General features: G+C 59.3%; 15 protein-coding genes and 1 tRNA gene. 4 read left to right on the top strand and 12 right to left on the bottom strand.

The genetic code is table 11. The features are described 5' to 3' along the window. Positions 1 to 170: 170 nt before the first annotated feature. Positions 171 to 1,556, top strand: coding sequence for a carbohydrate porin (locus tag G3N58_RS03300; RefSeq protein ID WP_167283005.1), 1,386 nt, complete (start codon positions 171 to 173; stop codon positions 1,554 to 1,556). Positions 1,557 to 1,746: 190 nt separating this feature from the next. Here the strand turns inward: G3N58_RS03300 and G3N58_RS03295 are convergent, their stop codons facing one another. Next, positions 1,747 to 2,988: an epoxide hydrolase gene (locus tag G3N58_RS03295; protein ID WP_167047063.1), complete on the bottom strand. Its 1,242-nt coding sequence runs from the start codon at positions 2,986 to 2,988 to the stop codon at positions 1,747 to 1,749. A 150-nt stretch (positions 2,989 to 3,138) separates the two neighbouring features. Here G3N58_RS03295 and G3N58_RS03290 point away from each other — a divergent pair, with 150 nt between their 5' ends. Next, entirely contained in the window at positions 3,139 to 3,741 is a 603-nt protein-coding gene (locus G3N58_RS03290; RefSeq protein ID WP_205998461.1) for a TetR/AcrR family transcriptional regulator, read from the top strand. Between the two features lie 129 nt (positions 3,742 to 3,870). Further along, on the top strand, positions 3,871 to 4,698 hold the full coding sequence (locus G3N58_RS03285) for a hypothetical protein (protein WP_205998460.1): 828 nt from the start codon (positions 3,871 to 3,873) through the stop codon (positions 4,696 to 4,698). A gap of 8 nt (positions 4,699 to 4,706) precedes the next feature. On the opposite strand, the gene G3N58_RS03280 is transcribed toward G3N58_RS03285, so the two are convergent. From G3N58_RS03280 to G3N58_RS03255, 6 genes are all read right to left on the bottom strand, one after another. Continuing rightward, a complete protein-coding gene (locus G3N58_RS03280; RefSeq protein WP_167047072.1) occupies positions 4,707 to 5,153 on the bottom strand; it encodes a RidA family protein in 447 nt (148 codons plus the stop codon). 31 nt (positions 5,154 to 5,184) lie between these two features. Further along, a complete protein-coding gene (locus G3N58_RS03275) occupies positions 5,185 to 6,645 on the bottom strand; it encodes a 2-hydroxymuconic semialdehyde dehydrogenase (protein ID WP_205988475.1) in 1,461 nt (486 codons plus the stop codon). Between the two features lie 90 nt (positions 6,646 to 6,735). Further along, the gene (locus tag G3N58_RS03270) at positions 6,736 to 7,461 is read right to left on the bottom strand and encodes a tRNA U-34 5-methylaminomethyl-2-thiouridine biosynthesis protein (protein WP_241016971.1); all 726 of its coding nucleotides are present in this window, start codon (positions 7,459 to 7,461) and stop codon (positions 6,736 to 6,738) included. Beyond that, a tRNA-Ala gene (locus G3N58_RS03265) sits at positions 7,413 to 7,497 on the bottom strand. Before G3N58_RS03265 ends, G3N58_RS03270 begins: the two co-directional genes overlap by 49 nt. A gap of 122 nt (positions 7,498 to 7,619) precedes the next feature. Next, entirely contained in the window at positions 7,620 to 8,513 is an 894-nt protein-coding gene (cnbCb, locus tag G3N58_RS03260) for a 2-aminophenol 1,6-dioxygenase subunit beta (protein WP_205299253.1), read from the bottom strand. A 39-nt stretch (positions 8,514 to 8,552) separates the two neighbouring features. After that, on the bottom strand, positions 8,553 to 8,921 hold the full coding sequence (locus G3N58_RS03255) for a RidA family protein (RefSeq protein WP_167283017.1): 369 nt from the start codon (positions 8,919 to 8,921) through the stop codon (positions 8,553 to 8,555). Between the two features lie 356 nt (positions 8,922 to 9,277). Between G3N58_RS03255 and G3N58_RS03250 the strand changes: the two genes are divergently transcribed. Then, positions 9,278 to 9,757, top strand: coding sequence for a MarR family winged helix-turn-helix transcriptional regulator (locus G3N58_RS03250; protein ID WP_167047087.1), 480 nt, complete (start codon positions 9,278 to 9,280; stop codon positions 9,755 to 9,757). Positions 9,758 to 9,787: 30 nt separating this feature from the next. Here G3N58_RS03250 and dmpG read toward each other — a convergent pair whose 3' ends face one another. From dmpG to G3N58_RS03225, 5 genes are read right to left on the bottom strand one after another with little or no spacing between them, the layout of a single operon-like run. Then, on the bottom strand, positions 9,788 to 10,867 hold the full coding sequence (dmpG, locus tag G3N58_RS03245; RefSeq protein WP_167047089.1) for a 4-hydroxy-2-oxovalerate aldolase: 1,080 nt from the start codon (positions 10,865 to 10,867) through the stop codon (positions 9,788 to 9,790). Continuing rightward, positions 10,868 to 11,827: an acetaldehyde dehydrogenase (acetylating) gene (locus tag G3N58_RS03240; RefSeq protein ID WP_205988473.1), complete on the bottom strand. Its 960-nt coding sequence runs from the start codon at positions 11,825 to 11,827 to the stop codon at positions 10,868 to 10,870. It lies immediately after the preceding gene. Between the two features lie 23 nt (positions 11,828 to 11,850). Beyond that, entirely contained in the window at positions 11,851 to 12,636 is a 786-nt protein-coding gene (locus tag G3N58_RS03235; RefSeq protein ID WP_167047095.1) for a fumarylacetoacetate hydrolase family protein, read from the bottom strand. Continuing rightward, the gene (locus G3N58_RS03230; protein WP_167283021.1) at positions 12,636 to 13,448 is read right to left on the bottom strand and encodes a fumarylacetoacetate hydrolase family protein; all 813 of its coding nucleotides are present in this window, start codon (positions 13,446 to 13,448) and stop codon (positions 12,636 to 12,638) included. The genes G3N58_RS03235 and G3N58_RS03230 overlap by 1 nt, the downstream gene beginning before the upstream one ends. Next, entirely contained in the window at positions 13,445 to 13,675 is a 231-nt protein-coding gene (locus tag G3N58_RS03225; RefSeq protein WP_205998458.1) for a tautomerase family protein, read from the bottom strand. Before G3N58_RS03225 ends, G3N58_RS03230 begins: the two co-directional genes overlap by 4 nt. Positions 13,676 to 13,746 lie beyond the last annotated feature (71 nt).

Raw genomic sequence — 13,746 nt, 5'->3', positions numbered from 1 at the left:
CCACATCACGACAACAGAACCCCAGCACGACAGCTAACCGCTTCGCACGCTCCCTTCCACTACGCTATTTCGCCGCTCCGACCATGAACGCTCATTGCCGCTCCTTACGACAGACTCGCCAGAGCCTGCCCACGCGTCGAAGACGCCGCTTTCTCCCGCACCGTCCCGCCATGAGCGCGATGCTGCTCTCGGGTGCCTTCACGTTGCTGTGCAACGCCGAAAGCGCCTGGTCCGACACACTCAATTCCGCGCAGGCCGACCCGGCCGTCGACGCCGCGCGCGCCGCCGCGCTCACGACGCCGCCCGCCTCCGCTCTGGCGCCTGGCAGCGAATTCGCGTCGCTGCAGCCGAAAGGCTTCAACCTCGCGCTGCCCGGCCCCGCCGACACGGTCGACCCCGAGGCTTTCGGCATGCGCCGCGCGCTGGCCGACGCCGGTATCGGCTTTATCGGCATGAATCTGTTCAACATGGCGTACAACACGCTGCAAGGCTCGGCGCGCAGCAATAACGGCACGCAGCAGTACAACGGCCAAACCTTTTCGTACACCAACAGTTTTATCGCCGGCGTGACGTATGATCTCTCGCGCTTCGGCATTCCGGACGGCCAGTTCTACGTCGCGGGTATCAACACGACGGTTTCCTGGGCGCCGCTCGGCCCCAACAAGACCAGTCTCTCGCAGATGACCTACTACCAGACGCTATTCAGCAAGCGCCTGGAACTCAAGCTCGGCTATACGACGAACACGTGGCAATTCGCCAATATCTACGTGGGCGGCAGCCTGGCCTCGAGCGTGTTCGGCCCTTCGGGCAGCATTCCGATTCAGGGCGGCATGTCGAGCAATAGCACGCCCACTCCGGGGATCAACCTCAAGTATTGGGTGACCGACAAGTGGTACTTGCAGGGCGCGGTACAGCGCTCCGTCAATCCCGACGGCCTGCAGGCCGAGACCCAATACAATCCCACGGGCTTCGACTGGTCCACGCCGAACGCGGGCGCCCTCTATCTCGGCGAAGCGGGCTATCAGCGCGCGCCGGCGGCAGACCGGCCGATGACGTGGATGCGCGTCGGCGGCGCGTACAACACGAGCAACTTCAAGAGCTACGAGCATCCCGGCACGCGCGTCGACCATAACGGCTATCTCTACTTCGTCGGCGATCGTCAGCTGTGGCAGACGCATCCTTCGGGCGCACCGGGGCGCGGCCTCTATGCGGGAGCCTCGGTCATGTATGCGCCTCCTTACGCGAATGCCGTTTCGCAGTACTATGAATTACGGCTGTACGCCAAAGGGATATTCGAGAGCCGGCCTTACGATCTGATCTCGCTTGTCGCGACCGATAGCGTGTGGGGCAGCGACGCGATCCGCGTTTCGCAGGCGGCCGGCAATCTCGTGCATCGCGACAGCAAGGCGATTACGCTTTCCTGGAGCGCGCGGCTCGTGCGCGGCGTTTACGGCAGTCTCGGCGTCGGATACGTCAACCATCCGACCAGCATTGCCTATAAGCCGGAAACGGGCTCGGCACTCAATCTGCTCGGCAATCTGAATATTTTCTTCTAAGGAATCGACAGGGCAGCGACTCTCGTTGTTAGTCGATCTTGAGTCGCTGCAATTTCCGCCGTCACGCCGCCGCACCAATCGTCATGCCGCAAAGCGGCGATCGGACAGCGAACCGCTCCAGGCAATCGAAGTTTTTCCGCCCAACCCGGCCTCTGTCGGCTAGCGCATTTTCGGTAACGTTCTGCTTTTCTTACTGTCCCTTCACCGAGGCCCGGAACGGCTGAAAGGCCTTCCACATTTCCTTCGAAAAAATTTCCGGTTCCTCGAACGCCGCGAAGTGGCCACCGGCGTCTACCCGGTTCCAGTAAAAAATTTCGCTCCAGGATTGTTCCGCCCACGCCCGAGGTGGATTGAAAGTCTCGGAAGGAAACAGGCTGGCGCCCATGGGGATTTCGATTTTTCCGCCGCCGGACCGGCTCGGCGAGAAGAACTCGTGGCTGCGAATGGTTTCTCCAACGCCTTCCCAATACAACCGCGATGCAGATGTTCCTGTACCGGTGTACCAATAGAGCGAAATGTCATCCAGCATTTGATCGCGAGTCAAAGCGTCCTCGGGTTTTCCGAAATTGTCCGTCCAATCCCAGAACTTCTCATAGATCCACATGGCAAGTGCCAGCGGCGAATCATTGAGTGCGTAGCCAATGGTTTGCGGGCGAGTGTTCATCTGATCGGCGTAACCCGTGCCCCGGGTGACGAAGTATTCGATGCCGGCCAGTGCTTTCATCTCTTCCTTCGTTGGATTTGACGGGAGTTCTGCGGGAACGACCATGGGAAGATTCACATGGGCTGCGAGAAGGCCTTGAGGCCTCTGGCTGGCAAGCGCCGTCGTGATGGCGGAGCCCCAATCCCCACCTTGGGCCACCCAGCCTCGGTAACCCAGACGCTCTGTCATCAGTACAGCCCAGGCACGCGCTATACGGCTCGGGTTCCAACCCAGATCACGAGGTATGTCCGAAAGACCATAACCGGGAATGGCCGGGACAACGACGTGAAAAGCATCTTCCTCCCTCCCCCCAAACCGGGTCGGGTCGGTCAGGCGCTCGATGACATCGAGAAATTCGGCTACGGACCCCGGCCAGCCATGCGTCATGATGATAGGCAAGGCGTTCTCATGCGCCGATCGCGCGTGAATGAAGTAGATGCCAACCCCATCGATCCGGGTGCGGAATTGCGGAAAACTATTCAGGCGCGCCTCAAATCGGTGCCAGTCATAACTTTGCTTCCAATACGCGATCAAGTCCTGGGCCGCGGCTAAAGGCACGCCCTGAGACCAGTCGGCTACCAACTCGCGGTCCGGCCAGCGAATCAGGTCGAGGCGGTTTTTTAGATCGTCAATCGCCGCCTGAGGCACATCGAGTTCGAACGGGGTAACGCGCTCGGTCGCCGGCGGCAATACGAGTGTTTGCGCAGGCACGGGCATCGAAGAGTTCATAGGGGTTCCTGGTGGGCGCTGCCCGCGCTCGATACAGCTCGACGGCGAAGTTAGGCGGCACCATATTGTAACGATCGCTACAATATAGTGCGCTAAATTCGTGCCGTCAACGAAATTGTAGCGGCCGTTACAATTAAGGAAAATCGGACTATGGCTCGGAAAATTGCATTCGACTACGAAGAGGCCCTTGACGCCGCCCTCGCACTATTCTGGCAACGCGGCTATGCCCAGACCGGATTGCGTGACTTACTGAAGGTCATGCGCATTGGAGAAGGGTCTTTCTACAATAGCCACAAAAGCAAGAAGCAGTTGTACTTTGCTTGCATTGAACGCTATGAAAAGCAGATCGTTGCCAGGCGCATGGAAGCTCTCGCGAACGCGCCGACAGCGCTCGAAGGAATCCAGGCATTTTTTGCAGTAGTCCTTGACTGTCTGGACGATTCCGCAACCCCATCGAAGTTGTGCATGCTGGCCGCCATGGAAGCTCCGGAGGTATTGGACGATCCCGACTTGCGCAAGCGCGCGGAGCGGATCCTCACGGAACTGCAATCGGCAGTGGCTACCCGGGTGCGCGAAGACAAGGAAAAGGGGCTATTGCAGCCGTCGCTGGCCCCCATGATGGTCGCCTCCATCATCGTCACCTTCCTGCAAGGTCTCTGGCGCGTGGCGATGGTTTCTTACGATCGCGCAAACATCGAGCAACAACTCGACGTGCTTCTCCATGGTATTGGCGTAAGTAATCAGATCTGCTGATCGTATTCCACGCCGAAGCCTTCCGGTCGGATAGTGCACGTAAGTCTCGCGCCTCGCTCTGCCAAAGAATTGGGAACGGGGCGGACGCGATAGAATCGTGCGACCTGTCACGTCAGTCCGGGGGAAACGATGGAACACCGCAAGCCCTTGCCTTCTCCTCCAATGGCCGTCCTGGCCGCCGGGGTCCGTTCGCTGCTCGTGGCCACGCTCGCGGCAGCTTCCCTGCTATGCGCCCGCACGGCGTCTGCCGCCGAATTGATCCAGATCCCGAGCCGGTCGGACGTTACGCAAGGCATCTGGCTCGACGCCCCATCGAGCACGCCGCCCTGGATCGTGATCCTGTTCGCCGGCGACAACGGCAACGTCGGGCTGGCCAGTAGCGGCCCGATGCGAATGGCGGGCAATTTCGTCCTCCGGACTGCCTCGTACTGGACCGGCCTCGGCGACGCCGCGGTGATCTTCGACACGCCTTCGGATCATCCGGATGGCATGGACGACCCCTTCCGCCTGAGCGACCCGGCCCGCCAGGACGTCGCAGCCGCGATCTCGGTACTGCGGCAGCGCTACCCGCAAGCGAAGATCGCACTGGTCGGCACGAGCCGCGGCACGATTACGGTCGGCAATCTGCTCAAGCGCAGCCCTGATATCGCCGACGCGTTCGTCCTCACCTCGCCCGTCACGGTGGCAAGAGGTTCGCAAGCCGGGCTATCGGGGCTCGCGTGGCCGGAAAATCATGCGCGCGTGCTGGTCGTCTCCAATGAAAACGACGGCTGCATGGTTTCCCCATTCGGCAATGCACGGAGTCTCGCGTCCGGCAATGGCTTCGCCTTCATCGCCGTCTCCAGTTCGGCGGGAGGCGGCAGCAAGCGAGCCGAATGCGGCGCCCACGCGCCTCACGGCTTTCTTGGGATCGAGCAGCAAGTTCTGAACGACATCAGCGGCTGGCTGCAGCACTGATCGTTCGATCACTCCGAACCCGTGAGCGGCCGATAAGCGACCGCCTTGATCTCGACTCTCAGATGCGGGTGCGGCAACTGGTGGACCGCAACCGTCGTGCGGGCAGGCCCGGAAAAGTCGAAGTACTCCGCGTAGACCTCGTTGTAGCCCTTGAAGTCCCCCATATCGACCAGATAAGTGCAGACTTCGACCACGTCCTCAAGGCCCGCCTTTTCGCTCTCGAGAATTGACCGGATGTTCTCGATAACCGCCCGCGTTTGCTCGCGAATGTCCATTGTGAGAACGCCTGGCTCGTCCGAACTCGCGCCCGCAACACTGTTGTCAGCCCGGCGCGAACTCGTGCCGGAGACGAATAGAAAATCACCCGCGCGTTTGATATGCGGATACTTCCCTCTGGGAGTCGCACGCCCCGGCACAACGGTTGCCGTCGTTGCCTGGTTCCGGAAGTCCTTCACTTGCTCACCTCCTGTTGAAGGAACATGGCACTCACTGCTCTACGCTTACACATACGTTGGTCAGCTCCGAATAGAAATTGAGTGAATGCAAACCGCCCTCGCGCCCGACGCCGGAAAGGCCGTTTCCACCAAATGGCGAGCGCAAGTCTCTCAGGAACCAGGTATTGACCCACGCGGTCCCGACATTCATCGACTCCGCCACGCGATGAGCGCGATGTACATTGGAAGTCCAGATCGTGGCCGCAAGACCGTATTCGGTGTCGTTAGCACGATCGACCACCTCCGTCTCGCTGTCGAAGGGAGAGATATGGCAGATGGGGCCAAAAATCTCCTCCTTGATGCACCGGGCACTGTCTTGCAGTCCTGAGATAAGCGTGGGTTGTACCCAGAAACCCGCATCGAGTTCGCCACCCAATTGGGGAATGCTGCCGCCGGCATGGAAAATCGCCCCCTCTTCGCGAGCGAGCTGGTAGTACGACAGCACCTTGTCGCGATGGGCCGCAGAGATGAGCGGACCCATCGTCGTCGAAGAATCCGTCGATGTTCCGAGCTTGAGAGCCGAGACGCGCTCAACCATGGTTGCGACGAATCGTTCGTAGATTGGTCGCTCGACAAAGATGCGTTCCGAGCACAGACATACCTGGCCGCTGTTCAAAAAGATGGCACGCATCATGCCCTCGACGGTCTTATCGAAATCGCAGTCGGCGAATACGATAGCCGCGTTTTTTCCTCCAAGCTCGAACGAGACGGGCTTCACATGCTTCGCCGCTGCATGCATGATTGCGGTTCCCGTCGCGGACTCGCCGGTAAATGTAATGGCGTTGATCTTCGGGTGCGTGGTAATGAATTCGCCCGCCGATCCCGGTCCCTTTCCATGCACGAGATTGAATACGCCGGGCGGCAAGCCCACCTTATGCATCACCTCGGCCAGCAACGTGGCTGTGCCCGGTGTTTCTTCAGAGGGTTTCGCAACCACGGCATTTCCGCATGCAAGAGCCGGAGCCACTTTCCAGGTCAACAGAAGCAACGGTAAATTCCATGGCGAAATGACTCCCACGACCCCGAGTGGCTTGCGCACGGTGTAGTTCAACGCATGATTGCGGTCCGATAATTCGGTTCTATACGACTCGAGCGGAGCCGTCTTCAGAATGTCGGCAAACATCCTGAAATTCGCCGCGCCTCTGGGAATATCCACATTTGAAGCAAGAGACACCGGCTTGCCGGTATCACTCATTTCGGCTTCGAGAAAGTCGTCGAAGCGGCGTTCGATCTCGTCAGCAATCCCGTACAGCATGGCCGCGCGCGTCGCAACCTTCAGCCTGCCCCATCCTCCCCGCACCGCACGATGTCCCGCGTCGACCGCGAAATCCACGAGTTCCCGGTCAGCTTCATGTACCTCGCCAATGATCCTTCCGTTAGCCGGATTGTGATTCGGGAAACGGCTGTTGCTTTCGATAAACTCCCCGTTTACAAAATTTCTGAAATGCTTCACAGCTTCTCCTCGAAACGATCACCGTGTTGAGCCGATGGCAATACGATCAGTATGACCAGGTAAAGATGCCGCCGATGTGGTATCTCAAGGTCAGATCACGAATTCCACGATGGTACCGCCGCTGCCATACAGCGGCGAATACTCATGAATCCTGGCGCTGGAAAACCGCCCATCCAGCGCCCCCAGTATCCAGAAGAAGTGCTTGAATCCCATGTCGACCCGGGCCTCCGACGCATACTGGGGAATGGCCGAGCGAAGCTCGTCAACGGCTCCGGCCTCGATCAACTGCAAAATGCGACGGTTCCACCGATCATCGCCTTCTGAAATGATGTGATCGGCACTCGGATCAATCGGCTCGCGAAACATCGAATACGACAGTCCACCGATCCCCACGACGGCGACTTTCTTGCCAGCCGCATCTGCCGCGCGGGATGCAATCCGTCCGAGTGCCTCCGTTTGCTGCGGGCTGTGGTACAGGTTGTTGGCAGCAATGACAACCGGCAGATCCGGTGTCCCGAACCCCATCAGGGTTGCGGCGGTAATGGTGCCGGTATCGATCGGAAAACCGTCGTAATCGACGCCTTTTGCATGAACACCGCCTTGCCTGCAACCCTGGACACACGCTTCAGCAAGTTCCACGTCACTCGATATGTCGAACGGTAGATCACCGAACTCATGCCAGTTTTCGTCTACGTGCAGCCCCGTGCTTTTGGCCCGGTTGATCCACAACTGGTCAAGCACGGCCATCCATTGGGTCGAATAGACAAGGACAACGTCGGGTTTTGAACCCGCCAGGACCTGACCCGCTTCACGCATTGCCGATGCGAGCCGCCGCCACGGCGGTACGTCGCCGCGCAGCTGAGGAAGCGGGCTTCCCGGTACGAGAAATGCCGATACGATGGTCACGGAATACTCCAGCTCATGTTCGTAGCAAAAGCGCACGACATACCGCCGTACACAGTCATGAATGCTGCTCAGGCGTGGAGCGCCGGTTCGAGCGCCGCCAGGCCGGCTTCTTCAAGATTCCACTCCATCACGGCGTTTCCCGTTCCAATGACGGTTCCATATCCATAGAACTTCCCCGCCAGTTCGGGATACCCCATGGCTGAGTGCATCCACGTAAACGCGCCTGACTTGACCTCTGCAAATGCCTCGTCGATGAATTGCGGCAAGAGTGAGAATGTTTCCCGCATCTTGCCCTTGCGCATCAGATCGATCAGACGCATGTCCCATTTATAACTGTCGTAGCGCTCGGGATGCTCCTTGGACATGTCTTCAGGGAGTGCGGGTTCTTCGTGAAAATGTCTGTGCGACAGCGTGTTGCTCGCAAGCAGCACAGCGCGGCGACCGCTCTTTCTGATAGCTTCGCGCGTGGCCTTCCCCAGAATGTCCATCTCCCCCAATCCCTCGCCGGTATTGAGGTAATACGGACTGTTATTGGCCGAAATACCGACGACGGGGATATCCCATTGTGGTCGCACCATATGCAACGTCACGATCGTGCCGTAGTCGACTCGAAACGCAGGATTGCGCATCATTTTGGTCACGAGGCCGAGGGCTCGGCCTTCTTCGCAGCAGGCCTCCGCCAATTCCACATCGACTTTGAGCGAAAAGTCGTACCGGAAAATATTTGAAAAGATCGGATCGACCGATCTGCCAGAGAGCTCGGGAACACCAAGAAAATGATGTCCGACCTGCGTAATCCAATGCGGCGAATGCACGAGCAGGACGTCGGGTTTCAGACGCTCGATACTTTCTCGAGCATGATCGTACGCCCAGCGCAATACTTCCCACCCTCCCTCGGAACGCGGCTCATTCTGTGCCGGATTTTCTCCGTAGACGAGATGCGGCGGATGCGGTGCCAACATGCCAGAAAGAATTCGACCTCCGCTCACGATTGCCTCCTTTCAAACAACTAGCTGGAATTCAATTTCGACTGCCGCCCCAAGCGGCAGTCCCGCTACGACGACAAAGCTTCTTGCTGGCGGCGGCTCATTCCTGAAGAACTCGTCCCATGCATCATTCACGGCTGCAGCACTCTCGTGGCCGGCGCAGTATACCCGCGCGAACACGAGGGTTCTAAGTGACCACTTCTCCGCCTCGCAAAGTGCGAGCAAGTTGTGCAACACCTGCCGGGTCTCCTCCGCCGCACCACCCGTTGCCAATTCGCCCGTCATCCGGTCGAGTCCAATCAGTCCGGACACGAACACTAGAGAACCTACCCGGACAACCGGTGTATAGCGAAACCTCGGAGCCGGCAATGCCGAAGGTCTCATAAGTCGACGCACCTCGTTCCTCCATCCGCTGCCGGATATTCCGGCATGAACACATTCAAATAGTACGTACACGTCATTTATAAGCAAGCCAATTCGCTCTATGGCAATTCAAAGTCTAAGTAGCACAACTTGCACTGTCAAACTAAAAATAGCCAAAATTATTGGGATTAACCCGAATTCACTCCGAGATCATGCCTGGTTAAGACTGGTCAAGCCAACACCTTGATAGTCTGCCGGTATCAATCGCATTGTCTCTATACGTATAATATGTCGGCAACCGACTGTAGCCATCTGCCCGTTATGCGCCTTCACGGACACCGGCGAGCGACCTGTTATTCGACTCTGGAACCCACGATATGCATAAAAAAAAGAACTACCCTGAATTGTCCCCAGTCACCACGAAGATTCTGGACGCTTTCCGGCTGGATCAAGTGACGTCGCATCTCTTGCGTCGTGCTCACTTCAAAGCGGAAGAGTTGTTTGCCTCGGAATTCCACGATGAATCGGTCACGCCACGACAGAAAGCTGCCCTGATCGCCCTCTATCAACATCCCGGAATGAGTCAAAACCTGCTCGCGGAACAGCTTTTTATGGACCGCAATACCGTCGCCGAGATGGTAAAGCGGCTGTGCGCCAACCGTCTTATCGAACGAACCCCGGCCGCAACCGATGCCCGGGCGTATGAATTATTTCTCGCCCCTGCCGGCGCGGCGCTGCTTGATCGAATGATGACGCGTGACTCAAGCGTCGAAAAGAAACTTCTCGAACGCCTGCCGCAGGAATACCGCCCGCTGTTCCTGAAATGTCTGCGCCTGATCGTGCAGGAAAGCGATTGACTTCGTCGAACGAGCGTCACCCATACCGATTCATTCAGTCAGGGTTGCGGATCGCCGATGGCTGCTGGCGTCGGTTGCCAGTACGCCGCCCGAGGCAAGCGAAACCAGGTCCAACGCGACATCGACGATCATGTCCTCCTGACCGCCCACCATCTTCCGACGCCCCAGTTCCACAAGGATATCGACCGTTTTCAACCCGTACTTTCTCGCCGCAAGTTCTGCATGCCTGAGAAAACTCGAGTAGACGCCCGCATAACCGAGTGCCAACGTTTCACGATCGACCCTGACGGGCCGGTCCTGAAGTGGACGCACGAGGTCATCGGCGGCGTCCATCAGGCGGTATAAATCGCAGCCATGACGCCATCCCTGCCGCTCCGCGGCGGCAACGAACACTTCAAGCGGCGCATTACCCGCGCCTGCCCCCATTCCAGCCAGGCTTGCATCGATACGGTCACAGCCTTCTTCGAGTGCCACGAGCGAATTGGCAACCCCGAGACCCAGGTTGTGATGAGCATGCATGCCGGTCAACGTCTGCGGCTTCAGTACGTCCTTGAATGCCCGGAATCGCTCCCTGACATCGTTCATTCCGAGCGCCCCGCCCGAATCGACGACATAGACACAGGTTGCACCGTAGCGCTCCATCAGCCGGGCCTGCTCCGCGAGCCTGGCGGGCGTCGTCATATGGCTCATCATCAGAAAGCCGACGGCGTCCATTCCAAGCTTGCTTGCGAACTCCAGATGCTGTCGCGATACGTCGGCCTCGGTGCAATGCGTCGCCACACGGACAATTCTCGCACCGGCATCATAAGCATTCCGCAAGTCATGAATCGTGCCGATTCCCGGAATGAGCAAGGTCGCAATTTTCGCGTGCGTGACGCTCGCCGCGGCAGCTTCGATCCATGCGACGTCCGAATGCAAGCCGAAGCCATAGTTAAAGCTCGATCCTTCAATGCCGTCGCCGTGAGCGACTTCTATGCTATCGACACCGGCCGCGTCGAGAGCGGACGCGATCAATCTTACGTTTTCGATACTATATTGATGCCGAATCGCGTGACTACCGTCACGCAAAGTGACATCGGAAACGTAGATTTTGCGGTTCATGCTGTTCACTTACGCAACCTCCTTCCGACCACGCGCCACACCGGCCGCCATTCGCCGGCGAGCCATCGTTTCCCCACAAGCCAGTGCCGCCGATGTCATGATGTCCAGATTGCCGGCGTAGGCAGGCAGATAGTGGCCGGCGCCTTCGACTTCGAGAAAGACCGAGGTTTTCAAGCCGTGTCTTGTACCCACGCCCGGCACATTCAATGGCTTGTCCCGTTCGATCATGTCGAACTGCACCTTCTGCTTCAGACGATAACCCGGGACGTACGCTTGCACGGCGGCGACCATGCGCTCGATGCCTGCATCGACAGCGCGCGTGTCGACAGCGTCCGACAGAACGAACACGGTATCGCGCATGGCAAGCGGCGGCTCGGCCGGGTTCAGGATGATGATGGCCTTGCCTCGCGTTGCACCCCCGATCTGTTCAATAGCGGCTCGCGTCGTTTCGGTGAATTCATCGATGTTGGCGCGCGTGCCCGGGCCTGCCGACCTGCTACTGATCGACGCGACGATTTCGGCATAGTGCACCTTGGCGACTTGAGACACCGCGGCGACGATCGGGATCGTGGCCTGCCCTCCACACGTGACCATGTTCACGTTGGAGGCGTTTTCCGACTCCAGGTTGATCGCCGGAATCACGTACGGCCCAATAGCGGCCGGTGTGAGGTCAATGACCTGAATGCCGTGTGCCTGCAGGATCTCGTTGTGACGCGCATGTGCATCCGCCGATGTGGCGTCGAACACGATGTCGATCTCGCCAAACATCCCCAGCTCGAGCAAGCCTTCAATGCCTTTCGCGGTCGTCATCACGCCCATGCGCGCCGCACGGGCCAGGCCGTCCGATGCGGGATCGACGCCGACCATGGCGCCCATTTCCAGGTGCCGGCCATTACGCAGGATCTTGATCATCAGGTCGGTGCCGATATTCCCGGATCCGATGATTGCCACCTTTAGCTTGTCCGTCATGTCGCCCTCCATAACGCTTCGCCTTACTGACCGATCAATCGCTGCCTGTCCGTGTGGAAACCGGCACGGCCGATCCGTTCCATCTCCACGCCAATGTACTGCCCGGGTTTGAGCCATTCGGCCGAAGTCGCACCGCCCGCCATCACGACGTCGCCCGCCTCCAATGGCTCACCCGCCGCCGCGGAAAGGCGCGCTGCCGCCACCAGCGAACGTAGCGGATGGCCGAGCAGCGCGGCCGTAGAACCGACTTGAACGGTTCGTCCGTCAATGCTCATCACGAGCCCGAGATTCGAGAAGTCTGCGCGTGGATCGCTCCACGGCCCGATGACGAAACCGCTGGACGACGCGTTGTCTGCGATAACCTCGCTCAAGCTGAAGCGGAAGTCGCGGTAACGCGAATCGATGATCTCCAGTGCGGGAGCGATCGCCTCGACAGCAGCCAGCGCAGCAGGGCCCGTCTCGTTGCCGTGAAGACCCCGCTTCAGAACAAAGGCCAGCTCGGGTTCGACCCGCGGATGCACATAGCGCGACAGGTCGATTGCCGAACCTTCTTCAACCTGCATCGCGGACGTCAGACGCCCCCAGATAACATCGGAAAGACCCATCTGCGCCATCTTGGCGCGACTGGTAAAGCCCATTTTTACGCCGACTCGTCGCTCGCCTCGCACGAGACGTCGCTCGATCGACGTGCGCTGGATCGCGTACGCGTCCTCAAGCGACAACGCTCCCTGAGGATCGAATTGCGATATCGCGTGCGCGTGACGAGCTGCGTCGTCGAGTTGTGCGGCAATGGATTGGATCTGGCTCATCAGGATGGCTCTTTCGAATGGGATTCAAAAACAGCGCTGACGGAACCGAGACCATGAATATGAGCTTCAAATCGGTCTCCGGGCTCGACCGATACCATCGGACCCAGCGCGCCCGACAACACCACGCTGCCGGCGCGCAGCGGCGTGCCTCGCTCGATCACGGTGCGCGCCAGCCACGTGACCGCGTTGAGCGGATGGCCAAGGCAAGCAGCCCCCGCCCCGACCGAGACGGGTTCGCCGCGACGCTCGAGCAGCATGCCGCACAGCCGGAGATCGAAGGCATCCAGCTTCACGGGGCGGCCCCCCAATACGAACGCCGACGACGATGCGTTGTCCGCTACGGTGTCGACGATGCCGATATTCCAGTTCGCAATGCGACTGCCTACGATCTCGATCGCGGGCAGCGCATAGTCGACGGCGGCCACGACATCCGCGAACGTTGCATGCCCCGCGTCGCCCACGTGGATATCGCGGCCCAGCACGAACGCGATCTCAGCCTCGACCTTCGGCTGTGTGAGCAAGCCAACGGGAACCGGTTCGCCGTGTCCGAAGCTCATGTCGTCAAACAGGACGCCAAAATCCGGTTGATCGACGCCGAGCTGTCGTTGAACTGCCACGGACGTCAGGCCGATCTTGGCGCCGACGATGCGCCGCCCCTCATCGATCCGCCACTGGACGTTCTCGCTCTGGACCGCATAAGCGTCGTCGATGGTCATGTCAGGGTACGTTTCGCGCAACGGCGCCAGAAACGCATGCGTGTGGGCCGCGGCGCGCAGAGCCGACGCCGCATCCTTGATCTGCCCGGCGTTCATCTCACCGCTCCAGCCGGAGACGCGCTCACGTCACTCGCCGCGACCAGCTCGTCTTTGGTTTGAGCGCCTACGGCCCAGTGAGTGGACGGCACCTGAGTGGCATAGACGCGGATACTGTCGAGCGGTGCGCCGATACTCTCGTGAACGGCAATCGCAACGGCCTTGACACAGGCCTTGACGGCATCGTCACTGCGACCGGCAACGAGGGAAATGTGCACGATAGGCATAGAGAATCCATCCTGATTGAGCGGCGAGCACGAACGGCACCGCGATGTACGTCATCTTGCCGAGGCCGCCC

It is taken from the genome of Paraburkholderia sp. Ac-20342 (assembly GCF_017104985.1).
GTDB lineage: Bacteria > Pseudomonadota > Gammaproteobacteria > Burkholderiales > Burkholderiaceae > Paraburkholderia.
This window is presented reverse-complemented; position numbering and strand designations above follow the sequence as displayed.